The sequence below is a fragment of the Streptomyces sp. DH10 genome (assembly GCF_029813805.1).
GTDB lineage: Bacteria > Actinomycetota > Actinomycetes > Streptomycetales > Streptomycetaceae > Streptomyces > Streptomyces coeruleofuscus.
In genome coordinates this window covers 62,137-86,266 of record NZ_JARVKU010000015.1, presented here as the reverse complement: position 1 = coordinate 86,266, position 24,130 = coordinate 62,137, and the positions used below count along the sequence as shown (strand labels likewise).

The following is a 24,130-nucleotide window of genomic DNA, read 5'->3' as shown; positions in this document are numbered from 1 at the left end:
ACATGGCCGCACACGTACTCGTGGTCGGGACGGGCGGAGCGGGGGCCGAGCTGCTGCGCACGCTGGGCGCCGCCACGACCCTGATGTGCCGACCGGAGTTCCTGCCCCACGTACGGGGCCTCGCCGAGTACGAGCGGGTGCTGGGCTGCCGTGCGGACGCGTCAGACGAGGAATGGATCCAGCTGGCCAAGGAGATCGACAGGGTCCGTCCTCTCACGTCGGTCGTGGCGTTCGGGGAGCTGGATCAGGACCGGGCGGCGGCGATCGGCCAGGCGCTCGGACTGACCGCGCACTCCGTGGAGACCGTGCACCGGGTCCAGGACAAGCAGGCCATGCGCCGACGGCTGCGGGAGACCGGGGTGGACCCCACACCGGCCGCGACCGTGGCGGGACCGGAGCAGATCCGGGAATTCCTGGACCGGCACGGCGGACCTCTGATCGTCAAACCGGTCCAGGGTGCGGGCAGCGTCGGCGTGACCGTGGTGCGTGACACGGCGAGCCCGGCGGAGATCGTCCGGGCGTACGAGGCGGCGGCGGCCGAGTTCATGGGCGTGCCGCGGGCGGGGGTCGTGGTGGAACGCTTCCACGACGGGCCGCAGTTCAGCGTCGAGGCGCTGTCGGAGGACGGCGAGCACCACGTGCTCGCCGTGGTGCGGAAGTTCTACGAGCCGGTCGGCTTCGTGGAGCTCGGCCACGTCGTTCCGGCCGGGCTGCCGGAGGCCGACGAGGCCGCCGTGACCGACTTCGTCCGGCGCGCGCTGGACGCGCTCGGCGTCACCCGCGGTCCCACACACACCGAGATCGTGCTCACGGCCGACGGACCACGGATGATCGAGACCCATCTGCGGCCGGCGGGCGACGAGATCCCCGACCTCGTCCACGAGGCCACCGGAGTGGACCTGCTCCGGTACACGGCACGTCAGGCCCTCGGCGAGGCGGTGCTCGGTGAACTGCGCGCCGAAACGGCCGCGAGGACGCCGGACCGGTACGCGGCCATCTGGTTCACCCTGCCGGACGGCGGCGGAGAACTGCTGGAGATCCGTCTCCCGGCCGACGGCACCGTACACGCCCTGCTGGAGCCGGGAGACGACATCGCCTTCCCGGCCAACTCCGACTCACGCGTCGCCGCGGCACGGGCCCGGGCGGCGACGTCCGACGAGGCCGTGCGCACGGCACGCCGCGCGGCCGAAGGCGTACGGGCCGTCGTCGCGGCACCGCTGGTCACCACCGTGGCCGGCGATCCGCCCGAGGAGGTGGCGTCATGCGACTGACCCTGGAACCCCGCGCGCCGCACGCGGCCCCCGGCCCGCTGCCACGGTTGCGCGAGGCGGTGGTCCTCGTCGACGGCGTGCTGAACGGGGCGCCTTTCAAGGAGGCGTGCCGGGAGGCCGGGCTGCCCGTGATCGGTGTCTACACCTTCGACCGGCAGACCTTGGAGGCCATGTCCCCGCAGCACGCGGACGGGGACGCGGTCAGCCTGTACGGCAACGACCCGCACCGCATCACAGCGCGGCTGAAGGAGCTGACGGACAGGGTCGCGGCGGTCGTCCCGGCCACCGAGCCCGGCGTGTGCTGCGCGGCCGAAGTGGCCGCCCAATGGGGGCTTCCGGCCAACCCGGTCGCCACCGCGGCGGCCTGCCGCGACAAACGGCTGATGCGCGAGCTGGCCCGCCGCACCGGCATCCGGGTCCCCGCCCACGAGGTGGTCAGGGAGGCCGCGGACCTGCGCGCCGCGGCCCGCCGTATCGGCTTCCCGCTCATCGTCAAGCCCGCCACCGGTGCGGCCTCCCACAACGTGGTCCTGGTGGACACCGAGCGGAAGCTGGCGGGCGCCCTGGCCGGGGATCGTCGCGACCTGTTCGGCTCAGTGGTCGACGAGTGGCTGGTCGAGGAGTACGTCCAGGGCACCGAGTACGCGGTGAACACCTTCACCGTGGACGGCCGGCACACGGTGGTGGACACCTGGCAGTACCGGCTGCCCGGCACGGACGACTACGACAACCCCTACTGGGACTTCGTCCAGGTGGACCGGGCCACGGCGGACAGGGCCGAGGTGGAGCGCTTCGCCCTCGACGTGCTGGACGCCTTCGGCATCCGTATCGGGCCGTGCCACGTGGAGATCAAGCTGGACGCGTCGGGCCCGGTGCTGATCGAGATCGGGGCCCGGCTGCCCGGCGCGGGCATCCCGTTGCAGTGGCAGCGGCACAGCGACTGGCGCCCCTACCACGACACGCTCGCCTGCTATCTGGGCCGCCGGCCGACGCTGGCCGACCGGCGGCCCCGGTTCGACGCCACCGTCGGCATGTGCTTCATCCGCAATGAGGGACCGCCCGGCGTGCTCCGCCTCCTCGAAGGCATCGACCAGGTCGCCGGGTACGCGGGCGTGGAGGAGATCCTCACTCCGTTCCGCCCCGGCGACTCCGTGCCCCGGACCCGCGACCTCGGCACCGAACTCGCCAAGGTCCGCCTGTCCGCACCCACGGGCCAGGCCCTGGAGTCCCTGATCGCCTCCGTGCGGCGCACCGTGCGGGCCGAGATCGTTCCCGATCCCACCGGCTGACCTTCCATACCCCACTTGCCCACTGCCTCGTCTTCACACGTCTCGCAGGAGAGCCATGCCTCGACGCCTGTTCACCTCGGAGTCCGTGACCGAGGGCCACCCCGACAAGATCGCTGACCGGCTCAGCGACACCGTTCTGGACGCGCTGCTGGCGGCGGACCCCGCCGCCCGTGTGGCCGTCGAGACACTGATCACCACCGGCCAGGTGCACATCGCCGGAGAGGTGACGACCACCGCGTACGCCGACATCGCAGCCCTTGTGCGCGAACAGATCGTCGAGATCGGCTACGACGCCTCCGCGAAGGGCTTCGACGGAGCCTCCTGCGGGGTGTCGGTGTCCCTCGGCGCCCAGTCCCCGGACATCGCACAGGGCGTCGACACCGGCGGTGCCGGCGACCAGGGGCTGATGTTCGGATACGCGACCGACGAGACACCGGAGCTGATGCCGCTGCCCGTGCAGCTCGCCCATCGCCTCGCCCGGCGCCTGACCGACGTCCGCAAGGACGGCACCCTCGGCTACCTGCGCCCGGACGGCAAGACGCAGGTGACCGTCGAGTACGACGGAGACCGGGCGGTCCGCCTCGACACCGTCGTGGTCTCCGCGCAGCACGCGCCCGGCATCGACCTGGTGTCACGGCTGGCTCCCGACATACGGGAGTTCGTGGTCGAGCCGGAGCTGAAGGCACTGGCCGAGCAGGGCGTGAGTCTGGAGAGCGACTCCTACCGGCTGCTGGTCAACCCCACCGGCCGGTTCGAGGTCGGCGGTCCGATGGGCGACGCGGGCCTGACCGGCCGGAAGATCATCGTCGACACGTACGGCGGCATGGCCCGCCACGGCGGCGGCGCCTTCTCCGGCAAGGACCCCTCCAAGGTCGACCGCTCGGCGGCGTACGCCATGCGCTGGGTCGCCAAGAACGTCGTCGCCGCCGGACTCGCCAGGCGCTGCGAGGTCCAGGTCGCCTACGCCATCGGCAAGGCCGAGCCCGTCGGCCTCTTCGTCGAGACCTTCGGCACCGCGACCGTGGACGAGGGGAGGATCGGGCAGGCCATCACGGACGTGTTCGACCTGCGCCCGGCCGCCATCGTCCGAGACCTCGACCTGCTCCGGCCCATCTACACGCAGACGGCCGCCTACGGCCACTTCGGCCGCGAACTCCCCGAATTCACCTGGGAGCGCACCGACCGCGCCGAGGCGCTGCGCAAGGCGGTGGCCACGGCATGACCACAGCCACAGCCACCTCACTGAGCTGGGACGAGGGCGCCGTCGTCACCATCGACCAGCGTGCACTGCCGCACGAGATCCGTGAGCTGCGGCTGACGGACGTGGACGCGGTGATCGCGGCCATCGAGTCCCTGGCCGTGCGCGGCGCCCCCGCCATCGGTCTGGCCGGCGCACTGGGCGTGGCGCTGAGCGCCCGGCTGCACAGCGGCCCGGACGGTGTCGACCGTGCCGCCGTGCACGCCGACGCGGAGCGACTGATCGCGGCCCGTCCCACGGCCGTGAACCTCGAGTGGGCCGTGCGGCGCACGCTGACCCGCCTCGACGAGGGAGCCCAGGCCGTACTGGCGGAGGCGACCGCCATGCTTGCCGAGGACGCCACGCTGAACGGCGCCGCCGTCGAACGCGCTGCCGACCTGGTGGACTCCCTCACGCCCGACCGCCCGCTGCGCCTGCTCACCCACTGCAACACCGGCAGGCTCGCGACCGGCGCCGTGGGCACGGCGCTCGGCACGATCCTGCACCTCGCCGGGCGGGGCCGGGTGCGGGAGGTCCTGGTCGACGAGACCCGCCCGCTGCTCCAGGGCGCACGCCTGACCGCGTGGGAGCTGGGCGAGGCCGGTGTGCCGTACCGGCTGTGCGTCGACTCGGCGGCGGCCGGCGCGATGGCACACGGTCTGGTCGACTGCGTCCTGGTGGGTGCGGACCGGATCGCCGCCAACGGCGACACCGCGAACAAGATCGGCACCTATGGGCTCGCCGTCGCGGCGGCCCGGCACGGCATCCCCTTCGTGGTCGTCGCACCCGAGTCCACCTGGGACAGCTCGCTTGCGGACGGTTCCGGGATCGTGATCGAGGAGCGTGCGGCGGCCGAGGTGACCCACCTCGCCGACCGGGCGTGCGCACCCCGGGACGCCCGCGCGTACAACCCGGCCTTCGACGTCACCCCCGCCGAGCTGATCACCGCGATCGTCACCGAGCGGCGGGTGTTCCGGCCGCGGCGCGGCGTTCCGCAGCAGCTCACCGCCGGTGTGCCGGACGACCGTATCGAAGGACTCCTGGAGGAGTTTCCCGACTACCCGGAGCCCGGCGTGGTCTTCCGCGACCTGTCGGCCCTCTACGCGCAACCGGGCCTGCTGGCCGGTCTCGCGGCTCGCGTGGACGAGGAGTTCGGCGGCGCGTACGACCGGGTGCTGGCCGTGGAATCCCGCGGCTTCGTGCTCGGTGCCGCTCTGGCGGCCCGTACCGGCACACCGCTGACGCTGGCGCGCAAGCCCGGAAAGCTGCCGGGCCCGGTGCACTCGGCGGACTACTCCCTCGAATACGGCACGGACCGGCTGGAGTTGCGCAAGAGCGCCATCGCGCCCGGCGAACGGGTGCTCTGCGTCGACGACGTGCTGGCCACCGGCGGCACTCTCGCCGCCGCCGCGCAGCTGGTGCGGGACAGCGGGGCCGAGGTCGCGGGCATGGCCGTCGTACTGGAACTGGCCGGGCTGGGCGGGCGCGAGCGCCTGGCGTCGCACCGGCTGGCCGCACTCTGCGAGGTGCCGGCATGACCTCACCTGTTCAAGACCTCCGCGGCACACCGCCGGTGACCGATGCGGCCGCCGAACTCGCCCGCTTCTCCCGCGTCCTGTACGAGCGCGGCTGGATGCCCGGCACCTCCGGCAATCTCTCGGTACGGCAGACCGGCGGCCTCGGGGACACGGCCCTGATCACGCCGAGCGGCCGGGACAAGGGCGAGCTGACCCGCGACGACATGGTCACCGTCCACGCCGAGACCGGTGAGCCCCGCCTCCACGGGCCGCTGCGCGCCTCGGCGGAGACCTGCATCCACGCCGCCGTCTACCGGACCACGGGGGCCGAGGCCGTCATCCACGTCCACTCTCCCTACGCGACCGTCGTCGCCTGCCGTGCCGGTGACCCCGAGCGGCGCACGACGGTCCCCCTCACCCGGTTCGAACTGCTCAAGGGACTCGGGCTCGCCGACCCGGCCGCCACCCGCGTACCGGTCTTCCCGAACTGGTCCGACGTCCCCCGTATCGCCGACGACGTGGCCGACTGGCTGCGCGCCACGCCTCAGGCACCGCCCGGACTGCTCATCGCGGATCACGGCATCACCGCATGGGGCCGTGATCTCGCCCAGGCACTGGCCCGCCTGGAGTGCTTCGAGGCCATCTGCCAACTCCTCGTGCTCGGCGCCCGATCCCGAGAGGACCATCTCCCATGACCCGTTCGACCCCCGTCGCGGACGTCGCCGTCATCGGTGGCAGCGGCTTCTACGAACTGCTCAGCGATGCCCGCCCCGTCGAGGTGGACACCCCGTACGGCAAGCCCTCCGACACGATCACCGTCGGCGCCGTCGGGAAGCGCGGCGTGGCCTTCCTGCCCCGGCACGGACGCGGTCACGCCGTCCCCGCCCACAAGATCAACTACCGGGCGAACCTCTGGGCCCTGCGTTCCCTCGGCGTCCGCCAGGTCCTGGCCCCCTGCGCCGTCGGTTCCCTGCGCCCCGAGCTGGGACCGGGGACCGTCGTCGTCCCCGACCAGCTGGTGGACCGCACCACCGCCCGGACGCAGAGCTACTACGACCAGGGAGCGGTGCACGTCTCGTTCGCCGATCCCTACTGCGCGCACGGGCGCACCGCCGTCCTCAAGGCCGCCGCGGCGACGGGCACCGAGGCGCACGACGGCGGCACGACGGTCGTGATCGAGGGGCCCCGCTTCTCCACTCGGGCCGAGTCCCGGTGGTACGCCGCGCAGGGCTGGTCGCTGGTGAACATGACCGGCCACCCGGAGGCCGTCCTCGCCCGCGAACTGGCCCTGTGCTACACCTCGGTGGCGCTGGTGACCGACCTCGACGCCGGCCTCGGCGCCGGGGAGGGTGTCGCCCAGGACGAGGTCTTCCAGGTGTTCGCCGAGAACATCGGCAAGCTGAAGGCGCTCGTGCTGGAGACGGTCGGCCTGCTCCCCGAGGACCGCACCTGCGCCTGCGGGCAGGCGCTGGAGGGTCTCGATCTGCCGTGGGCCCTGCCGTGACCACCGCCCTCCTGCCCGCCCGGCGCCTGCGCGGGTTCGGCACCACCGTCTTCGCCGAGATGTCGGAACTGGCGGCGCGGACGGGCGCGATCAACCTCGGACAGGGCTTCCCGGACACCGACGGCCCGGACCGCATCCGGGAGGCCGCCGTCCGTGCCCTGCGCGACGGCAGGGGCAACCAGTACCCGCCTGCCACGGGCGTGCCCGAGCTGCGCGGGGCGGTCGCCGACCACCAGCGCCTGCGGTACGGGCTCGATGTCGACCCGGACCGGGAGGTGCTGGTCACGGCGGGGGCCACCGAGGCGATCGCGGCCGCGATGCTCGCCCTCGTGGAGCCCGGCGACGAGGTGGTCGTTCTGGAGCCGTACTACGACTCGTACGCCGCCGCCGTCGCCATGGCCGGCGGCGTCCGCGTCCCGGTGACGCTGCGCCCCCGTGACGGATCCTTCCGGCTGGACCCGGACGAACTGCGGGCCGCGATCACCGACCGCACCCGGATGCTGCTGGTGAACACCCCGCACAACCCCACGGGCACGGTCCTGTCCGCCGCGGAGCTGTCCGCACTGAGCGAACTCGCCGTGGAGAGGGACCTGCTCGTGGTCAGCGACGAGGTCTACGAGCACGTGGTCTTCGACGGGCGTCACGTGCCGCTCGCCGCCCTGCCCGGTATGCGCGAGCGCACGGTCACCATCGGCTCCGCGGGCAAGACCTTCTCCTTCACCGGCTGGAAGGTCGGCTGGGTGACAGCCCCCGCGCGCCTGGTCGCCGCGATCAGGTCCGCCAAGCAGTACCTGACCTACGTCTCCGCCGGCCCCCTTCAGTACGCGGTCGCCGAGGCCCTGCGGCTGCCGTCGTCCTACTTCGACGGCCTGCGCGAGAACCTGCGCATCCGGCGCGACCTGCTCACGGACGGTCTCGAGAAGGCGGGCTTCCTGACCTACCGCCCCGCGGGCACGTATTTCGTGACTGCGGACATCCGCCCGCTCGGCGCCGAGCGGTCCGCGGGCGGCGACGGTGCGGCCTTCTGCCGCGCGCTGGCCGAGCGCGCCGGGGTGGTCGCCATTCCCAGCAGCGTCTTCTACGACCACCGGACGGAAGGCGCTCCGTACGTCCGCTTCGCCTTCTGCAAGCGGACCGCCGTACTCGAAGAGGCCGTTCGCCGCCTCGGCGCATGGCCGCTCAGTGGAAGGACCCCGTCATGACCCTGTTGATCACCTGGCCCGACACCGGCCCGGAGACCGAACTGCGGCGCACCTCGGACCCCACCGAGATCCAGGCGGCCCTCGCGCCCGTCGGCGTGCGCTTCGAGCGGTGGCCCGTACGCGACGACGTGCCGGCGGACGCGGAGGCCGGCGAAGTGCTCGCCGCCTACCGGGACGACATCGAGAGGCTGACCGCACAGGAGTCGTTCACCACCGTCGACGTGGCGTCCCTGTACCCGGCCGACGACCCCGACTGGCCTGCCAGGGCCGCCGCCGCCCGCGAGAAGTTCCTGCGCGAGCACACCCATGACGACGATGACGAGGTCCGTTTCTTCGTCAGTGGCTCCGGCGTCTTCTACCTGCACGTCAACGGGGAGGTGCACGCGGTGCTGTGCGAGAAGGGCGACCTGCTGGGCGTCCCCAGGGGCACCGCTCACTGGTTCGACATGGGCATCAGGCCGTCGTTCACGGCGATCCGCTTCTTCCACGAGGAGGACGGCTGGATCGGCAGCTTCACGGGCAGCCCGATCGCTGCCCGCTTCCCCGACTTCGACGCGATCAGCGCGATCGGCACGGAGCCCGCGGTATGCCCCTGACCATCGCGGCGGACCACGTGGTGCTCGACATCGAGGGCACCACCAGCGCGACCGGTTACGTCCTGGACGTTCTCTATCCCTACTCCCGGGCACGGCTCGGCGCGCTGCTCACCGAACGTGCCGCCGATCCCGCGGTCCGGCGCGCCACGGAACAGGTCCGGCAGCTCATCGGCGAACCCGACGCGGGACCGGCCCGGGTGGCGGCGGTCCTGCTCGCCTGGCTGGACGAGGACCACAAGGCCGCCCCGCTGAAGACCCTTCAGGGCATCGTCTGGTCCGAGGGCTTCGCCGCGGGGGACCTGGTGTCCCACTTCTATGCCGACGTCCCGCCGGCGTTGCGCCGCTGGCACAGGGCCGGAACCAGGCTGTCCGTGTACTCCTCCGGCTCGGTGGCGGCCCAGCGCGCCTGGTTCGCCCACAGCCCGGCGGGCGACCTGCTTCCGCTCCTCGACGGCTGCTACGACATCGAGAACGCGGGCCCCAAGCAGTCTGCCGCCTCCTACCGCGTCATCAGCGCCGCCCTGGGCAGCGCCCCGGAGCGCACGCTCTTTCTCTCCGACCGCCCCGGCGAACTGGACGCCGCCCGCACGGCGGGCTGGCTCACGGTACGAGTACGGCGCCCGGGGGAGCCGTACGCCGACCGAGCCGGCGGCGCTCACCCCGAGACGGCCACCTTCACGGACCTCCACGTCGGCCCGCCGCGCGAGGAGGCCGGAGCGGAATCCGGGTCCGAGATGCCGGTCCCGTCCCAGCACGGGAAGGAGCACGGGGCCGGCTCCGGGAAGAGCCGACCCCTCGTCACCCGCGCACGTGACGACGAACCGGCTCGCAGTACCTGAGCGCCACGGTTCGGCGCTGCCGGACGTGAGGGCCGGTAGCCCGGTGCACGGACAGCGTTCCCCGCGCGAAAGCCGCGGCCGACGGACGACCGGGGGACGCCGTCGGCCACGGCACGCACAACGGCGGGACGGTCGCGGTGCCGGCAGGACTGCCTCCCGCAGGACCCTTGTGCAATTCCTGTGGAGGGCTCAATCTTTCGCTGACGCGCAGATGTCGCCCGCTGATTGACATGACCATGACTCGCGGGCGACCGACGGGCGTGCACCACACCCCACAGCGCACCACCGATGAGGAGGACCCCTCAGATGGCAGTGATGCGTACTCCCCGCAGATCCACCCGGCGAAGACTGGCCGCGCTCGGCGTGACGGCCACCGCGGCGCTCGTCGCGAGCCTCGTCTCCGCCCTCCCCGCCGGCGCGGCCCCGGCCGCGTCCGAAGGGCGCATCCGGTACGAGGGCGCGGCGAACGCCGTCACCGACAGCTACATCGTGACCCTGAAGACGCGGAAGGCCGGTTCCGCCGAGGGCCGGGCCCTGGCGCACAAGTACGGCGCCGACATCGAGCGGACGTACACCAAGGCTCTGAACGGCTACGAGGTCGAGGCGTCCGAGACCGAGGCGAAACGTCTCGCCGCCGACCCGGCCGTCGCCTCCGTCGTCCAGAACAGGACGTTCCGCATCACCGGGACGCAACCCAGCCCGCCGTCCTGGGGCCTGGACCGCATCGACCAGAAGAACCTGCCGCTGAACAGCTCCTACACCTACCCGGACAAGGCGGGCGAGGGCGTCACCGCGTACGTCATCGACACCGGCGTCCGCATCACGCACAGCGACTTCGGCGGCCGTGCCTCCTACGGCTACGACGCCGTCGACAACGACAACACCGCCCAGGACGGCCACGGCCACGGCACGCACGTCGCCGGCACGGTCGCCGGCGGTGCCTACGGCGTCGCCAAGAAGGCCAAGGTCGTCGGCGTCCGGGTGCTCAACAACTCCGGCCAGGGCACCACCGCCCAGGTCGTCGCGGGCATCGACTGGGTCGCCCGGAACGCCGTCAAGCCGGCCGTCGCCAACATGTCCCTCGGCGGTCCGGGCGACACCGCCATCGACACGGCCGTACGCAACGCCATCACCTCCGGCGTCACCTTCGTGGTCGCGGCCGGCAACGAGTCCACCAACGCCTCCACCCGTTCGCCGGCCCGCGTCACCGAGGCCGTCACGGTCGGCGCCACGACGTCCGGCGACGCCAAGGCGAGCTACTCCAACTACGGTTCGGTCCTGGACCTGTTCGCGCCCGGCTCGTCCATCGCCTCGGCCTGGAGCACGAGCGACTCGGCGACCAACACCATCTCCGGTACGTCGATGGCGAGCCCGCACGTCGCCGGAGCCGCCGCCCTCCACCTGGCCGACAACCCCGCGGCCACTCCCGCGCAGGTCTCCGCCGCGCTGACGGCCGCCGCCACCACCGGCGTCGTCACCAGCCCCGGCACCGGCTCACCCAACCGGCTCCTCAACGTCGGCGGCGGTACGACCACCCCGCCCGGCCCGCGCTTCGAGAACACCGCCGACCAGGCCATCGCCGACAACGCCACCGCCGAGTCCCCGGTGACCGTCTCGGGCGTCTCCGGCAACGCGCCCTCGGCCCTGGCCGTCGAGGTCCACGTCGTCCACACCTACATCGGCGACCTCCAGGTCCAGCTGATCGCCCCCGACGGCACGGCGTACACGCTCAAGGCGTACGGCACCGGCGGCAGCGCGGACAACATCGACACCACGTACACCGTGAACGCCTCCTCGGAGACCGCGAACGGCACGTGGAAGCTGCGCGTGAGCGACAACGCCCGCTACGACACCGGGCGGATCGACGCCTGGGCGCTCCAGTTCTGACCTCGTTCGGTGACCGGCCGTCAGTCTCCTGAGGGGGCCGGCACGTAGGCGTCCTCGTCCTCCGGGAAAAGCTTCGGGTCGGTGACCCAGCCCGCCGTGAGGACGAGGCTCGTCTCGCGGTGCACGGCCAGGAAGCCGAAGGGGCGGTCGAAGACGGCGTCGGCCCGCGTCGTCTCGTACCGCGGCTCGGGCCGCTCCTCCCACCCCAGCCACATCGCCTCCATCAGGGTCACGGCAGCGGCCCGGAATCCCTCCGCGCTGAAGGTCGCCGTGGCCGACTGCCGACCGGACGCCAGGACGAGCGGTGCGGCGCTGATTCCCGGGAAGTGGCCCGGGGCGCCGTCGGCTGCCGTGGCCAGACCGAACGACTCCGCGTCGGCCAGCAGGTCGTGACCCGCGGTCAGGGCGAATTCGACGGTACGGAGCGTCAGGGCCGGTGGCTCGGGACGCAGGGTGTGGACCTTCTCCAGCCGGAGCCCGGGACCGGCCTGACCACAGGGCAGGCTGCTCCCCGGAACGGCCGGCAGCGCGCCCGAGACGACGCCGACACCCGCCTCGATGACCTGCGGGGGCGTCAACGCCTCGTCCCCCAGCAGAAGAAGGACGTCGATACCGTTCGTGCCGCGCACCGTGGCCACCGTCACCGCGCCGCCCGGCGGCCGCGCGACCGCCACGGCGTCCAGCCCGGCAAGAGTCCGGGTGAGCCCGGCCCGGTCATGGCCGCGCCACGGCATCAGGTCCCCCTTGAACGGCACCTCCCAGTCCGTCCGCAGCACCAGCGCCGTGGCCAGCACCAGGACGGTGTCCGGCCGCAGCGCCGCCGGCATGTGCTCGATCACCCCGCCCGTCCGCCGCGCGGCCCACGCGTCCAGGGCCCGCCGGTCGGCCGCCGGATCCCCCGTCAGCACACCGTGCGCCTCCAGGGGGAGCCCCGCCGCCCACTCCTCGCGCAGTTCCACGGTCCGCTCGGTCCACAGCCCCAGCGCGGCTTCCAGGCCGTCCACCTCCGCCAGCACCGCGAGCAACTCCCGCCCGGCCGCGCCCGCCCGGTCCGCCGGCAGCCCGAGTGCCTCCGCCAGCTCCTCGCGCGCCCAGCCCGTCGCCCCGTCCGCGAGGAGAGCCAGCAGCGGCCAGGCCCCGGCCGCCGAGAGCACCGTGCCCGCGCGGATCCCCGACGCCCAGCGTGCCGTCAGGCGGTTCACCGCTGCCACCGACGTGTCGATCGTCCGCATTCCGCCCCCGTCACCCTGCCGCTTACGATGCGCTCCAGCCGTACGTCGGTTTCCGCACGGCCGCTCTCTCCCACCGCCTCAGCCAGGAGCACCGTACCCGTGTCGATACCCCCGCCCCCCGGGAACCAGCAGCCCCAGGACCCGTACGGCCCGCCGCCCGCGAACTGGCCCCAGGGAGCCCAGGGTTACGGCTCCTGGGGCCACTACGGCCCGGCCGGCCGCCCGTACGGCGCGCCGGTCTCCGTCAACGCGCTCGCCGTCGCCGCGCTCGCGCTCGGCGTGCTCTGCTTCGTGCCCGCCGTGGGGCTCGTGCTGGGGCTCGTCGCGTTGCGGCAGATCAGGCGGAGCGGCCAGAGCGGCCGGGGGCTGGCGATCGGCGGGGCCGTGCTGTCGTCCGTCGGGATCGTGCTGTGGACGGTGACGCTGTCCACGGGTGCCGTGTCCGACGCCTGGGAGAAGTTCAAGGACGGGGCGCGGGGCAACGAGAGCCTGGCGCTGAGGAAGGGCGACTGCTTCGACGCGCCCGGCGGTCTGGAGGGCGACACCTACGACGTCGACCGGGTGTCCTGCGAAGGCGGGCACGACGGCGAGGTGTTCGCGGTCGTCACGCTGCCGGGCGGCGCGTTCCCGGGCGACGCCGAGGTCACCGACATCGCCGACGAGCGGTGCTACGAGCTCCAGGACCAGTACGCCATGGACTCCTGGGCGATGCCGGCCGACGTCGACGTGTACTACCTCATGCCGTCGAGGGAGAGCTGGCGCTACGGCGACCGCGCGATCACCTGCGTCTTCGGCAACACCGACGCGAAGGCCCGGCTGACCGGCTCCCTGCGGGGCGACCCCACCACCCTCGACAGCGACCAGGTCGCCTTCCTGTCCACGGCCAACGCCGTCGACGCGGCGCTGTACGAGGAGCCCGAGGAGACCCCCGAGGACGACCTCGCCGGCCACCGGGCCTGGGCCGGGCGGATGGACGACGTGCTCGGCGAACAGATCGAGGCACTGCGCGGGCACTACTGGCAGTCCACCCTCCACGAGCCCGTCGCCGACCTGCTGAAGGACATGGAGGACGCCCGCGAGGAGTGGTCCAAGGCGAGCACGGCCGGTGACCCGGACACGTACTACACGCACTACGACAAGGCGTACGAGTACGTCGACGGCCCGGCGACCGTCACCGCGCGCAAGGCCCTGGGTCTCGCGACGGCCCTGCCGACCCCGGAGGAGACCGAGGGCGGGGACTCCGAAGCCGAGGTGTGACGGCGGCTATAGCGGGGAGAAAGTGCCTGCGTAAAGCCCTCGGGGCCGCCATGTCATCACATCGAGTGATTCTCTGGCCTTTGCTTGCACCGCACAACCTACGGTTGCCACGCTGTTGCTGTCTGTACAACCTGATGGGAGCGGCCAGTGACATTCGGTGAGCAACCGGCGTACCTGCGCGTCGCGGGTGATCTCCGCAAGAAGATCGTCGACGGTCAGCTCCCTCCGCACACCCGCCTCCCCTCCCAAGCCAGAATCCGCCAGGAGTACGGCGTCTCGGACACCGTCGCCCTGGAGGCCCGCAAGGTGCTCATGGCGGAGGGCCTGGTCGAGGGCCGCTCCGGCTCGGGGACGTACGTGCGCGAGCGGCCCGTGCCCCGGCGCATCGCCCGCTCCGGATACCGCCCGACCGGCGGGGCCACGCCGTTCCGCCAGGAGCAGGCCGAGGGGGAGGGGCGCGGCACCTGGGAGTCCAGCAGCGAGCAGTCGGAGGCCGGTGTCGCGGTCGCCGAGCGGCTGGGCATCGAGCCGGGCGAGCGCGTGATGTGCACGCGGTACCTCTACCGCGAGGGCGGCGAGGCGATGATGCTCTCCATGTCCTGGGAGCCGCTCGCCGTCACGGGCCGTACGCCGGTGATGCTGCCGGAGGAGGGGCCGCTCGGCGGCATGGGCGTCGTCGAGCGCATGCGCGCGATCGACGTGATCGTGGACAACGTCACCGAGGAGGTCGGCGCCCGCCCCGGGCTCGCGGAGGAACTGCTCGTCCTGGGCGGTGTCCCCGGCCACGTGGTCCTGGTCGTCCAGCGCACGTTCTACGCCTCCGGCCGCGCGGTGGAGACGGCCGACGTGGTCATCCCGGCTGATCGGTACCGGGTCGCCTACCACCTTCCGGTCAAGTAGCGAACGCTCACATCCGCCCCGTGGCGCGCTCCCCGCGCGCCCCGCTCACACGACCACCGCGGGAGCCGTCCTCGGCCGGGGTGGTTCGCTTCCCTCGGCCGACCGTCGTTCTCGCAGGTCGGCGGCGGCGCATGCGGTATGCCTCCGACCGGGTGCGCCGAGGTGCGCGGACGGCGCGTTCGTTGTCGTGCGCCCCCTTGTTCTGGCTGGTTGCGTACCTCTTTGTGAAAAGCCGTATTCGCTGCGTGAAGGTTAGGCGTAGGCTCGGGCATATGCGCATTGCGGTTTCCTTATCGGGTGGGGCACGGCACAGGCCGCGGGTGGGAAGTGGAGGGGCGCGATGAACGACAGCACGATCACTCTTCCCTGGCTCGTGATACGCGAGGACGACAACGGCAACCGCTACCGGGTCGGCCGGTACGCGACCCGGGCCGAGGCCCAGAAGATCGCGGACAGCCTCGACGGCCGCGGCCACAAGCAGCTCTACTGGGTCGAGCGGCTCGGTCAGAACGGGCAGGGCGGGGCGCACGACTGACCTCGGGCGGGCCTGCGCTGAAGAGCCGGTGCCCGGCCGTGCTCCCGTAGGCTCCCCGCATGAGTGAGCGGATCGTCGTCGTGGGTGCCGCGCTGGTCGACGACGGGCGGCTGCTGGCCGCCCGGCGCAGCGCGCCCGTCGAGTTGGCCGGGCGCTGGGAACTGCCCGGCGGCAAGGTCGAGCCGGGGGAGACGGCCGACGCGGCGCTGGTGCGGGAACTGCGCGAGGAACTCGGGGTCGACGCCGAGGCCGGCGGGCGGGTCCCGGGGGAGTGGCCGCTGAAGTCGCCGTACGTCCTGCACGTGTGGACCGCGCGCCTGCGGCCCGGCTCCGCCGCCCCCAAGCCCCTTCAGGACCACGACGAACTGCGCTGGCTCGGCCCCGACGAGATCTGGGACGTGGACTGGCTCGACCAGGACGTGCCCGCGGTACGGCGGACTCTCGCGCACCTGGGGCCCCTCAGTGGCGGCCCCGGCACCGGGGAAGTGCCCGGCGCCTGAGGCCAACCGGGGGCGGACGATGCCCTAAGGCGGCCGTACGGGCGCCCCTTACGCCTTTCGTGCCACAGTGCGCTGCCCCGTGCGGTACTCCGCCCCGGATATCGGGTATGTGCCCATTAACCCCATGAAACAGGACATGGGCGGGTCCGCTGCCGGGGAAGTGATCGGCGTGATCGACACCGAAGGTGACCGCGCCGAGTGGACCTTTCCCGCCGAGCCGGGTGCCGTGCGCACCGCCCGTCAGGCCGTCCGCGGCCGGCTCCGCGGCTGGGGCCTCGACAGTCTCGCCGACCTCACGGCGTTGTTGGTCAGCGAGTTGGTCACCAACGCCCTGCGGCACGCCACGGGCCCCATCGGCGTCCGTTTGGTCCGCCCCTCCGAACTGAACGGCGTCCTCCTGGTGGAGGTCTCCGACCCGCTCCCGGACCCGCCCCGCGAGCGCGCCGCCCGGCCCGAGGACGAGAGCGGCCGCGGGCTCCAACTGGTCGCCTCCTCCTGCCGTCGCTGGGGCACCCGGCCCGGCGGCGTGGGCAAGACCGTGTGGTTCGAACTCGCGGTTCCGGAGTGAAAAATCGGTGTACGTCCACCTCGCCGCTGTCGAGCGAATGGTTCAGGCCAGTGGCGGTTGGTGACGGACGGGATTCGACGCCGTGTCCCCTGGTTAGAAGACTGGAAGTGTTGTCACGGTCCGGACCGAAAACCATCGGGACCGTGCTGTGATCGTGAACACCGTGTTGTGCGGCACCGTAGTGCTGGATACTGCGGGCAGCCGCCCCCGGTGACCGGTGCCGGACGCGGTGAGCTGGAGGGGACGGTTCGCGTGAGCGAGATACCAGCGAAGGCCACGGAGTCCGAGGACCCGTCGGCGGGCGCTAGGACGATGGCCGCGGACGGCCTGGCCTCCGCGGTGGGAGGTGCGCTCGCGGCTGACGGGGTGCAGCCCGGGGACGCCATGTGGCAGAGCAGTCCCCCGGGATCCATCTACGACTACATCAAGGTCGCGTCCTTCTCCATCGGCCCCGACGGGCTCGTCGACCAGTGGAGCCTGCGTGCCGAGCACCTGTTCGGCATACCCGCCGAACGCGCCGTGGGCATGGACCCCATCGAGACGTTCATCGACCCGCGCCTGCGTGAGCGGGGCTTGCGCAAGATGGCGGAGATCCTCGACGGCCGGGAGTGGACCGGTGTGGTGCCCTTCCGGATGCCGAAGGACGCCGAGGGGGAGTGCGGACGCGAGGGGCTCGCCGAGGTGTACGTCATGCCGACGCGCACCGAGGACGGCGAGAAGGCCGCCGTCTGCATCGTCGTCGACGTACGCACGCTGCGCAGCATCGAGACCGACCTGGCCGCTTCGCAGGCCATTTTCAGTCAATCCCCGTTCGGTTTCCTGCTGATCGACTCCGACCTGCGGGTCCGCCGCGCCAACCATCGGTTCGCGTCCATCTTCGGCGGCACGCCCGACGACCACCGCGGCAAGGGAGTCCACGACTACCTCCAGCGCGGCGAGGCCGAGCGGGTCGCCGCCACGCTGCGCCGCGTGCTGGAGACCGGCAACTCCATCACGGACATGCACGTCACGGGCTTCGTGCCGGGCTCCGACGAGCGCCGCCACTGGTCCGTCAACCTCTATCGTGTGCACAGCGGTTCGGGCCGGCCCATCGGCATCGCCTGGCTCGGCACGGACATCACCTCGCGCCGCGCCGCCGCACGCGAGGCCGCCGCCGCCCGGCGCAACCTCGCCCTGCTGAACGAGGCCGGCGCCCGCATCGGCAACTCCCTCGACCTGGAGACCACGGCCCGGCAGCTCCTCGACGTCGTCGTGCCCGGCTTCTGCGACCTGGCCACCGTCGACCTCTACCAGGGCCTGCTGGTCGGCGACGAGACCCCGCCCGGGCTCGCCGACGGCAGCGCCGAACTGCGCCGGGTGGCCTTCGCCAGCGCCGTCTCCGACGCACCCCTCACCGGCACCGGCGTGCCGGTGGCGGTCGGCGCCGTCCACCACTACCCGTTCAACTCGCCCTGCGCGGACGCCCTGCGCACGGCCCGCCCGCAGACCGTCCCCGGCGAGGACGGCGGACTCGTGCAGTCCACGCTCGCCGTGCCGATGGTCGCCCACGACACCGTCGTCGGGCTCGTGCAGTTCGCCCGGACGAAGGGCAGCGAGCCGTTCGGCGACCGCGACCGGGACCTGGCCGTCGAACTCGCCGCGCGGGCCGCCGTCTGCATCGACAACGCCCGGCTCTACCGGCGCGAGCACGAACGCGCGTTGATACTGCAACGGTCCCTGCTCCCGCCCGGTGACCCGGAGGCCTCCGGTCTCGACATCGCCTGCCGCTACCTGCCCGGCAACGCCAACACCGGCCGGCCCAGCGAGGTCGGCGGTGACTGGTTCGACGTCATAGAACTCCCCGGGCACCGCACCGCGCTGGTCGTCGGCGACGTCATGGGCCGCGGCCTGCGCGCCGCCGTCGCCATGGGCGAACTCCGTACGGCGGTACGCACCCTGGCGCAGCTCGACATAGAACCGGCCGAGGTGCTCTCCCAGTTGGACGAGATCGCCCGCGGCCTCGGCGCCCCGGGCGGCGTCCAGCAGGCGACCAGGGCGGCCCGCCGCCCCCGGGAGGCGGATCTGTCGGAGGTGTATCTCGCCACCTGCGTCTACGCCGTCTACGACTCCGTCACCCGGCGCTGCACCTTCGCCAACGCGGGCCATCTGCCGCCCGTCCTGGTCGAACCGGGCGAGCCGGCCCTGATGCTCGACGTGCCGCCGGGCCTGCCGCTCGGCGTCGGCGGCGAGCCCTTCGAGGAGGTCGAGGTCGAACTGCCCGAGGGCGCCCTGCTCGCGCTCTACACGGATGGGCTGGTCGAAAGCCGCGATCACCCCCTCGACGAGGGGCTCCAGGCCTTCGTCAGCACCCTCTCCGACCCCACTCAGCCCCTGGAGGACGTCTGCGACCACGTCCTCAACACCCTCGACACCCATCACGGCGAAGACGACATCGCGCTGCTGATGGCACGTGTACAGGGCCTGCCCACCGAATCCGTCGGCGACTGGACCCTGCCGCGCGAGCCGCGCAGCGTGGGCCGGGCCCGCGAGTACGCGCGCGCCCAGTTGATCAGTTGGGACATGGAACCGCTGGTCGACACCACGGAGCTCCTGGTCAGCGAACTCGTCACCAACGCCCTGCGCTACGGCGAGGGTGAGATCCGCCTGCGCCTCCTCCTCGACCGCACGCTGGTCTGCGAGGTCTGGGACTCCGGCCTGGTCCAGCCCCGCCGCCGCCGCGCCCGCGACACCGACGAGGGCGGCCGGGGCCTCCAACTGGTCGGCCTCCTCAGCGCGGCGTGGGGCTCCCGCCGCACCCCCCGGGGCAAGACGGTCTGGTTCGAACTGCCCCTGCCCGGCGGCGAAACGAGCCTGACGGATCCGGCGGAGGCACTGCTGAGCCTGTTCTGATCGCAACCGAACACCGGTACGGCTCGTCCTCCCCGGCAACACCAACCGCATCACCGGGGGGAGACGGCATGGAGCGCGTGGAGGGCACGGCCCCGAACGAAACCGCAGCGGCAGCCGCCGACGGGCAGGAACCCCCACAGGGGCCACCCGCACCTGACGACGATGGCCGCACGGGTGGTGCTGGTGGGACCAACCCGGCCGAAGGCGAAGCCGGGGCCGGACGCCCCCGCCGCCGCTGGTTCAGACGCGCGGCCTTAGCCCTGCTCATCGCCCTCCTTCCCCTCCTGACCGCCGAAACAGCCCTCTACATCAACTACCAGGGCGATCCCGCACAGGGCACCCACACCAGAAACCGCGACGCCCTCTGGCTCGGCCACGCCTGGGTCGACGGCCGCAAGAAGGACGCCGACGTCACCGCCCTGGCCCGCCGCCTGCAAGACACCGGCATCCGCGACCTGTACGTCCACTCCGGCCCGCTGGAACACGACGGCACGCTCCCCGAGTCGGTGTATCCGAGGGCCCGCTGGTTCATCGACGCCGTCCACGAGAAACTGCCCGGGATCCGCGTGCAGGCCTTCCTGGGCGACGTCCTGGCCTCCGAGGGCGCCGACGGCATGGTCCTGGAGAACCCGGACACCCGAGCCGCAGTCGTCCGCTCCGCCCGCCAGATCCTGGACACCGGCTACGAGGGCATCCACCTCGACCTGGAGCCCATGCCGTCCGGCGACCGCGACTACCTCACCCTCCTCGACGCCCTGCGCCGCGAGACCCGATCCCGGGACGCACAACTCTCCGTCGCAGCCCACCAGATCGACCCGCTCCCGGCCCTTCACACCGTCTTCGGTCTCTTCACCGACCACCCCAAGTGGTGGTCCCAGGAGTTCTTCGGCCAGGTGGCCCGCCGTGTCGACCAGATCGCCGTCATGTCGTACGACACCGCGCAGCCGCTGGAGGGCACCTACGGCGGGTACGTCGCCCAGCAGACGTCCCTCGCCCTGGAGGTCACCCCGCCCTCCACCGACCTGCTGATGGGGCTGCCCTTCTACTGGGAGAGCAACTTCGACCACTGGGGCCACGCCGAAACCGTCCCCGCCGCCGTCCGGGGCGTCCGCCTGGGCCTGTCCCGCACGGACGCCGACCGGTCCCGCTTCGGCGTCGCGCTGTACATCGACTTCGCCGCGACCGAGACGGACTGGCGTGCGTACAAGGAAGACTGGGTGGGGTGACCGAGACCCGACGGCAACTCACCCGCACCGACCTCGCCCCCCTCACCCGCGCCGCCCTGGGCCCCGGCCGCGCCCTCACCGGTGTGGAACGCCTGCGCGGCGGCACCAAGAAGGGCGTCTACCGCCTGACCCTCGACGACGACTCCACGGCCGTCGCCTACGTGTGGTCGGCCGACGAGGACTACTGGGACCAGCCGGATCCCGACCCCCGGGACGTCTTCTCCCACGGCACCGGCCTCGGCTTGTTCACGGCGGCCCACGACCGCCTGGCCGCCGCCGGCGTCCGCACCCCACGCCTGATGTACGCGGACGCCACGCACACCCACCTCCCGGCCGACGCGGCCGTGGTGGAGGACATGACCGGCGGCAGCCTGGAGGACGCCCTCGCCCGGGACCCCCGCGAGGCGCCCCGGCTCATGGACCGGACGGCGGACCTGCTTGCCACGCTGCACTCCCACACCGGCCCCCGCTTCGGGAAGGTCGCCGTCGTCGACAACGGCGGTTCCTCCCACGGCGTCTCCTGTGAACAGCGCGTCACCGACGGCGCGCTGCGCTGCATCGCGGAAGCGGCCCGCCGCGAACCGCGTGCCGCCGCGGTACGCCGGGAACTGGAGGACACGATCCACGCCCTGGCCGCCGAGGTCCGCCCCCGCGACCGGCACACCCTCGTCCACGCCGAACTGGGCCCGGACCACGTCCTGCTCACGCCCGACGGGCGGCCGGCGCTCATCGACATCGAGGGACTGATGTACTTCGACCTGGAGCACGAGCACGTCTTCCTCGAGCTCCGCTTCGGCCCCCACTACGACGCCCTGCGCGCCCCCGGCCTGGACGAAGCACGCATGCACCTGTACCGCCTGTCGATGCACCTCGGCCTGGTCTCGGGCCCCCTCACCCTCATCGAGGGCGACTTCCCGCACCCGGAGCGGATGCGGGAGATCGCGGAGCACAACCTCCAGCAGGCGCTCAGCCTGCTGAAGAACGCCGTTTGATCTTCGAGCCCAGCCACACCAGCGGGTCGTACTTGCGGTCGATCGCCCGTTCCTTCAAGGGGATCAGCGCGTTGTCCGTGATCTTGATGCCCTCCGGGCAGACCTCCGTACAACACTTGGTGATGTTGCAGTAGCCCAGGCCGTGTTCGTCCTGGGCGGTGGTCTTGCGGTCCAGGCCGGACTCCGCCGCCGCGTCCAGCGGGTGCATGTCCAGCTCCGCCACCCGCATCAGGAAACGGGGACCCGCGAACGCCTGCTTGTTCTCCTCGTGGTCGCGGACCACATGGCAGGTGTCCTGGCACAGGAAGCACTCGATGCACTTGCGGAACTCCTGCGGGCGGTCCACGTCCTCCTGCATCATCCGGTACTCGCCGGGACCGAGTTCCGCGGGCGGCACGAACGCCGGGACCTCTCTGGCCTTGGTGTAGTTGAAGCCGACGTCGGTGACGAGATCGCGGATGACCGGGAACGCCCGCAGCGGCGTCACCGTGATCGTCTCCTCCCGGTCGAACACCGACATGCGCGTCATGCACAACAGCCGCGGCCGGCCGTTGATCTCGGCGGAGCACGAACCGCACTTGCCCGCCTTGCAGTTCCAGCGCACCGCGAGATCGGGGGTTTGGGTGGCCTGGAGGCGGTGGATGATGTCGAGCACCACCTCGCCGTCGTTGACCTCGACCTCGAAGTCCTCCAGGCCGCCGCCTCCCACGTCACCGCGCCACACCTTGAAGTGGGCCGTGTAGCTGCTCATTCGTACAGCTCCTCTTCGGCGAGGTACTTGACCAGCTCCTCCTTGTCGAAGAGGGCGAGCAGGTCGGCACGGACGGGTTCGGTGGTCTCGCGGGTGAGGGCGATCTGGCCGCGGACCGGATCCGCCGCCAGCCCGCCCGTCGGGTCGGTCAGCGCGCACAGCAGGTTGATCCGGCGCCACTTGCGGTCCATCCCCGGATGGTCCTCGCGGGTGTGCCCGCCGCGCGACTCGGTGCGCTCCAGCGCGGCCCGGGCCACGCACTCGCTGACCAGCAGCATGTTCCTGAGGTCCAGGGCGAGGTGCCAGCCCGGATTGAACTGCCGGTGCCCCTCGACACCGGCCCGGCGCGCCCGGACCCGCAGCTCCGCCAGCTTCTCCAGGGCCTGCTTCATCTCCGACTCCCGGCGGATGATGCCGACCAGGTCGTTCATCGTCTGCTGGAGTTCCTGGTGCAAGGTGTACGGGTTCTCCGGCGGGCCGCCTTTCGGCTCCTCGATCTCCGACTCGGCGGAGAAGGGCCGCAGCGCCTCGGCGGCGGCGGAGTCGATCTGGCCGTCGTCCACCACGGGCCGCGCCCCGGCCGGCCCCGCCGCGTACTCGGCGGCGTGCCAGCCCGCCCGGCGCCCGAACACCAGCAGGTCGGACAGCGAGTTGCCGCCGAGCCGGTTGGAGCCGTGCATGCCGCCGGCCACCTCACCGGCCGCGTACAGCCCGGGCACCCCGCGCGCCGCCGCCGTTTCGGACTCGACCGCGACACCGCCCATCACGTAGTGACAGGTAGGCCCGACCTCCATGGCCTCGGCCGTGATGTCGACGTCGGCCAGCTCCTTGAACTGGTGGTACATCGACGGCAGCCGGCGTTTGATCACCTCGGCGGGCATCCGGGTCGACACGTCGAGGAACACGCCCCCGTGCGGCGAGCCGCGCCCCTCCTTCACCTCGGTGTTGATCGCCCGCGCGACCTCGTCACGGGGGAGCAGCTCGGGCGGGCGCCGGTTGTGGTCCGGGTCGTCGTACCAGCGGTCGGCCTCGTCCTCGGTCTCGGCGTACTTGTCCTTGAAGACGTCGGGGATGTAGTCGAACATGAACCGCTTGCCGTCGGAGTTGCGCAGCACCCCGCCGTCGCCGCGCACCGACTCGGTGACGAGGATGCCCTTGACCGACGGCGGCCAGACCATGCCCGTCGGGTGGAACTGCACGAACTCCATGTTCAGCAGGGGAGCGCCCGCGAGGAGCGCCAGCGCGTGGCCGTCGCCCGTGTACTCCCACGAGTTCGACGTCACCTTGAAGGACTTGCCGATGCCGCCTGTGGCGATGACGACGGCCGGTGCCTCCAGGACGAAGAAGCGGCCGGACTCGCGCTCGTAGCCGAAGACCCCGGACACGCGCCCGTCCTCTTTCAGGACGCGGGTGACCGTGCACTCCTGGAACACCTTCAGCCGGGACTCGTAGTCGCCGGTCTCCTTGAAGTCCTCCTGCTGGAGCGCGACGATCTTCTGCTGGAGGGTGCGGATCAGCTCCAGGCCCGTGCGGTCGCCGACGTGCGCCAGGCGCGGGTACTCGTGGCCGCCGAAGTTGCGCTGGGAGATCCGGCCGTCCTTGGTGCGGTCGAACAGCGCCCCCCAGGTCTCCAGCTCCCACACCCGCTGCGGCGCCTCCTGCGCGTGCAGCTCGGCCATCCGCCACTGGTTGAGGAACTTGCCGCCGCGCATGGTGTCGCGGAAGTGGACCCGCCAGTTGTCGTTCTCGTTGGCGTTGGCCATCGCCGCCGCGATACCGCCCTCGGCCATCACGGTGTGCGCCTTGCCGAACAGCGACTTGCAGATCACGGCCGTACGGGCGCCCCGCTCGCGTGCCTCGATGGCGGCGCGCAGCCCGGCGCCGCCCGCCCCCACCACGACGACGTCCCACTCCTGCCGGTCGACCACGGACATCAGA

Annotated in this window: 20 protein-coding genes and 1 pseudogene; 18 read left to right on the top strand and 3 right to left on the bottom strand. The window is 72.2% G+C overall.

The genetic code is table 11. The features are described from left to right. The first annotated feature begins 2 nt into the window (after positions 1–2). The 10 genes and pseudogenes from QC385_RS27965 to QC385_RS27920 all read left to right on the top strand — a co-directional run bounded on the left by QC385_RS27965 (position 3) and on the right by QC385_RS27920 (position 11,342). Positions 3–1,271 carry an ATP-grasp domain-containing protein gene (locus tag QC385_RS27965; RefSeq protein WP_279544150.1) on the top strand — a complete coding sequence of 423 codons (1,269 nt, stop codon included), beginning with the start codon at positions 3–5 and terminating at the stop codon, positions 1,269–1,271. Then, on the top strand, positions 1,262–2,560 hold the full coding sequence (locus tag QC385_RS27960; protein WP_279544149.1) for an ATP-grasp domain-containing protein: 1,299 nt from the start codon (positions 1,262–1,264) through the stop codon (positions 2,558–2,560). The genes QC385_RS27965 and QC385_RS27960 overlap by 10 nt, the downstream gene beginning before the upstream one ends. 55 nt (positions 2,561–2,615) lie before the next feature. Then, positions 2,616–3,782, top strand: a complete 1,167-nt coding sequence (gene metK, locus QC385_RS27955; protein WP_279544148.1) for a methionine adenosyltransferase — start codon at positions 2,616–2,618, stop codon at positions 3,780–3,782. Then, entirely contained in the window at positions 3,779–5,335 is a 1,557-nt protein-coding gene (gene mtnA, locus QC385_RS27950; protein ID WP_279544147.1) for an S-methyl-5-thioribose-1-phosphate isomerase, read from the top strand. Before metK ends, mtnA begins: the two co-directional genes overlap by 4 nt. Further along, complete coding sequence (mtnB, locus tag QC385_RS27945; RefSeq protein WP_279544146.1) at positions 5,332–6,009, top strand: methylthioribulose 1-phosphate dehydratase; 678 nt, start codon at positions 5,332–5,334, stop codon at positions 6,007–6,009. Before mtnA ends, mtnB begins: the two co-directional genes overlap by 4 nt. Next, a complete protein-coding gene (locus QC385_RS27940) occupies positions 6,006–6,818 on the top strand; it encodes an S-methyl-5'-thioadenosine phosphorylase (RefSeq protein ID WP_279544145.1) in 813 nt (270 codons plus the stop codon). The genes mtnB and QC385_RS27940 overlap by 4 nt, the downstream gene beginning before the upstream one ends. Continuing rightward, positions 6,815–8,020 (top strand): pyridoxal phosphate-dependent aminotransferase, encoded by a 1,206-nt coding sequence (locus tag QC385_RS27935; protein WP_279544144.1) that lies wholly within the window; start codon positions 6,815–6,817, stop codon positions 8,018–8,020. Before QC385_RS27940 ends, QC385_RS27935 begins: the two co-directional genes overlap by 4 nt. Continuing rightward, positions 8,017–8,616, top strand: coding sequence for a 1,2-dihydroxy-3-keto-5-methylthiopentene dioxygenase (locus tag QC385_RS27930; protein ID WP_279544143.1), 600 nt, complete (start codon positions 8,017–8,019; stop codon positions 8,614–8,616). The genes QC385_RS27935 and QC385_RS27930 overlap by 4 nt, the downstream gene beginning before the upstream one ends. After that, a pseudogene (gene mtnC / locus QC385_RS27925) lies at positions 8,607–9,293 on the top strand (acireductone synthase); the annotation flags it as partial. The gene QC385_RS27930 and the pseudogene mtnC, both read left to right, overlap by 10 nt. Before the next feature lie 468 nt (positions 9,294–9,761). Continuing rightward, positions 9,762–11,342: a S8 family peptidase gene (locus QC385_RS27920; protein ID WP_279544142.1), complete on the top strand. Its 1,581-nt coding sequence runs from the start codon at positions 9,762–9,764 to the stop codon at positions 11,340–11,342. A 20-nt stretch (positions 11,343–11,362) separates the two neighbouring features. Here the strand turns inward: QC385_RS27920 and QC385_RS27915 are convergent, their stop codons facing one another. Beyond that, entirely contained in the window at positions 11,363–12,574 is a 1,212-nt protein-coding gene (locus QC385_RS27915) for a serpin family protein (protein WP_279544141.1), read from the bottom strand. A 99-nt stretch (positions 12,575–12,673) separates the two neighbouring features. Here QC385_RS27915 and QC385_RS27910 point away from each other — a divergent pair, with 99 nt between their 5' ends. The 8 genes from QC385_RS27910 to QC385_RS27875 all read left to right on the top strand — a co-directional run bounded on the left by QC385_RS27910 (position 12,674) and on the right by QC385_RS27875 (position 21,441). Beyond that, positions 12,674–13,831, top strand: a complete 1,158-nt coding sequence (locus QC385_RS27910) for a DUF4190 domain-containing protein (protein WP_279544140.1) — start codon at positions 12,674–12,676, stop codon at positions 13,829–13,831. A gap of 147 nt (positions 13,832–13,978) precedes the next feature. Further along, entirely contained in the window at positions 13,979–14,731 is a 753-nt protein-coding gene (locus QC385_RS27905) for a GntR family transcriptional regulator (RefSeq protein WP_279544139.1), read from the top strand. 340 nt (positions 14,732–15,071) lie between these two features. Further along, positions 15,072–15,266, top strand: coding sequence for an SPOR domain-containing protein (locus QC385_RS27900; RefSeq protein ID WP_059417982.1), 195 nt, complete (start codon positions 15,072–15,074; stop codon positions 15,264–15,266). Between the two features lie 59 nt (positions 15,267–15,325). After that, a complete protein-coding gene (locus QC385_RS27895; protein ID WP_279544138.1) occupies positions 15,326–15,766 on the top strand; it encodes a (deoxy)nucleoside triphosphate pyrophosphohydrolase in 441 nt (146 codons plus the stop codon). A gap of 124 nt (positions 15,767–15,890) precedes the next feature. Then, positions 15,891–16,334 (top strand): ATP-binding protein, encoded by a 444-nt coding sequence (locus QC385_RS27890; protein ID WP_279544137.1) that lies wholly within the window; start codon positions 15,891–15,893, stop codon positions 16,332–16,334. 252 nt (positions 16,335–16,586) lie between these two features. Next, positions 16,587–19,223, top strand: coding sequence for a SpoIIE family protein phosphatase (locus QC385_RS27885; RefSeq protein WP_279544136.1), 2,637 nt, complete (start codon positions 16,587–16,589; stop codon positions 19,221–19,223). Between the two features lie 68 nt (positions 19,224–19,291). After that, entirely contained in the window at positions 19,292–20,449 is a 1,158-nt protein-coding gene (locus QC385_RS27880; RefSeq protein ID WP_279544135.1) for a glycosyl hydrolase family 18 protein, read from the top strand. Then, complete coding sequence (locus QC385_RS27875; RefSeq protein ID WP_279544134.1) at positions 20,446–21,441, top strand: phosphotransferase family protein; 996 nt, start codon at positions 20,446–20,448, stop codon at positions 21,439–21,441. Before QC385_RS27880 ends, QC385_RS27875 begins: the two co-directional genes overlap by 4 nt. Here the strand turns inward: QC385_RS27875 and QC385_RS27870 are convergent. Both QC385_RS27870 and QC385_RS27865 read right to left on the bottom strand, forming a co-directional pair. After that, complete coding sequence (locus QC385_RS27870) at positions 21,416–22,192, bottom strand: succinate dehydrogenase/fumarate reductase iron-sulfur subunit (protein WP_279544133.1); 777 nt, start codon at positions 22,190–22,192, stop codon at positions 21,416–21,418. The genes QC385_RS27875 and QC385_RS27870 overlap by 26 nt on opposite strands. Beyond that, complete coding sequence (locus QC385_RS27865; protein ID WP_279544132.1) at positions 22,189–24,126, bottom strand: fumarate reductase/succinate dehydrogenase flavoprotein subunit; 1,938 nt, start codon at positions 24,124–24,126, stop codon at positions 22,189–22,191. The genes QC385_RS27870 and QC385_RS27865 overlap by 4 nt, the downstream gene beginning before the upstream one ends. Positions 24,127–24,130: the final 4 nt, after the last annotated feature.

Coding starts and splice junctions, on each gene's coding strand:
- QC385_RS27965 (WP_279544150.1), top strand. CDS start 3: ATGGCCGCACACGTACTCGTGGTCGGGACGGGCGGAGCGGGGGCCGAG.
- QC385_RS27960 (WP_279544149.1), top strand. CDS start 1,262: ATGCGACTGACCCTGGAACCCCGCGCGCCGCACGCGGCCCCCGGCCCG.
- metK (WP_279544148.1), top strand. CDS start 2,616: ATGCCTCGACGCCTGTTCACCTCGGAGTCCGTGACCGAGGGCCACCCC.
- mtnA (WP_279544147.1), top strand. CDS start 3,779: ATGACCACAGCCACAGCCACCTCACTGAGCTGGGACGAGGGCGCCGTC.
- mtnB (WP_279544146.1), top strand. CDS start 5,332: ATGACCTCACCTGTTCAAGACCTCCGCGGCACACCGCCGGTGACCGAT.
- QC385_RS27940 (WP_279544145.1), top strand. CDS start 6,006: ATGACCCGTTCGACCCCCGTCGCGGACGTCGCCGTCATCGGTGGCAGC.
- QC385_RS27930 (WP_279544143.1), top strand. CDS start 8,017: ATGACCCTGTTGATCACCTGGCCCGACACCGGCCCGGAGACCGAACTG.
- QC385_RS27920 (WP_279544142.1), top strand. CDS start 9,762: ATGGCAGTGATGCGTACTCCCCGCAGATCCACCCGGCGAAGACTGGCC.
- QC385_RS27915 (WP_279544141.1), bottom strand. CDS start 12,574: ATGCGGACGATCGACACGTCGGTGGCAGCGGTGAACCGCCTGACGGCA.
- QC385_RS27900 (WP_059417982.1), top strand. CDS start 15,072: ATGAACGACAGCACGATCACTCTTCCCTGGCTCGTGATACGCGAGGAC.
- QC385_RS27895 (WP_279544138.1), top strand. CDS start 15,326: ATGAGTGAGCGGATCGTCGTCGTGGGTGCCGCGCTGGTCGACGACGGG.
- QC385_RS27890 (WP_279544137.1), top strand. CDS start 15,891: ATGAAACAGGACATGGGCGGGTCCGCTGCCGGGGAAGTGATCGGCGTG.
- QC385_RS27880 (WP_279544135.1), top strand. CDS start 19,292: ATGGAGCGCGTGGAGGGCACGGCCCCGAACGAAACCGCAGCGGCAGCC.
- QC385_RS27870 (WP_279544133.1), bottom strand. CDS start 22,192: ATGAGCAGCTACACGGCCCACTTCAAGGTGTGGCGCGGTGACGTGGGA.
- QC385_RS27865 (WP_279544132.1), bottom strand. CDS start 24,126: ATGTCCGTGGTCGACCGGCAGGAGTGGGACGTCGTCGTGGTGGGGGCG.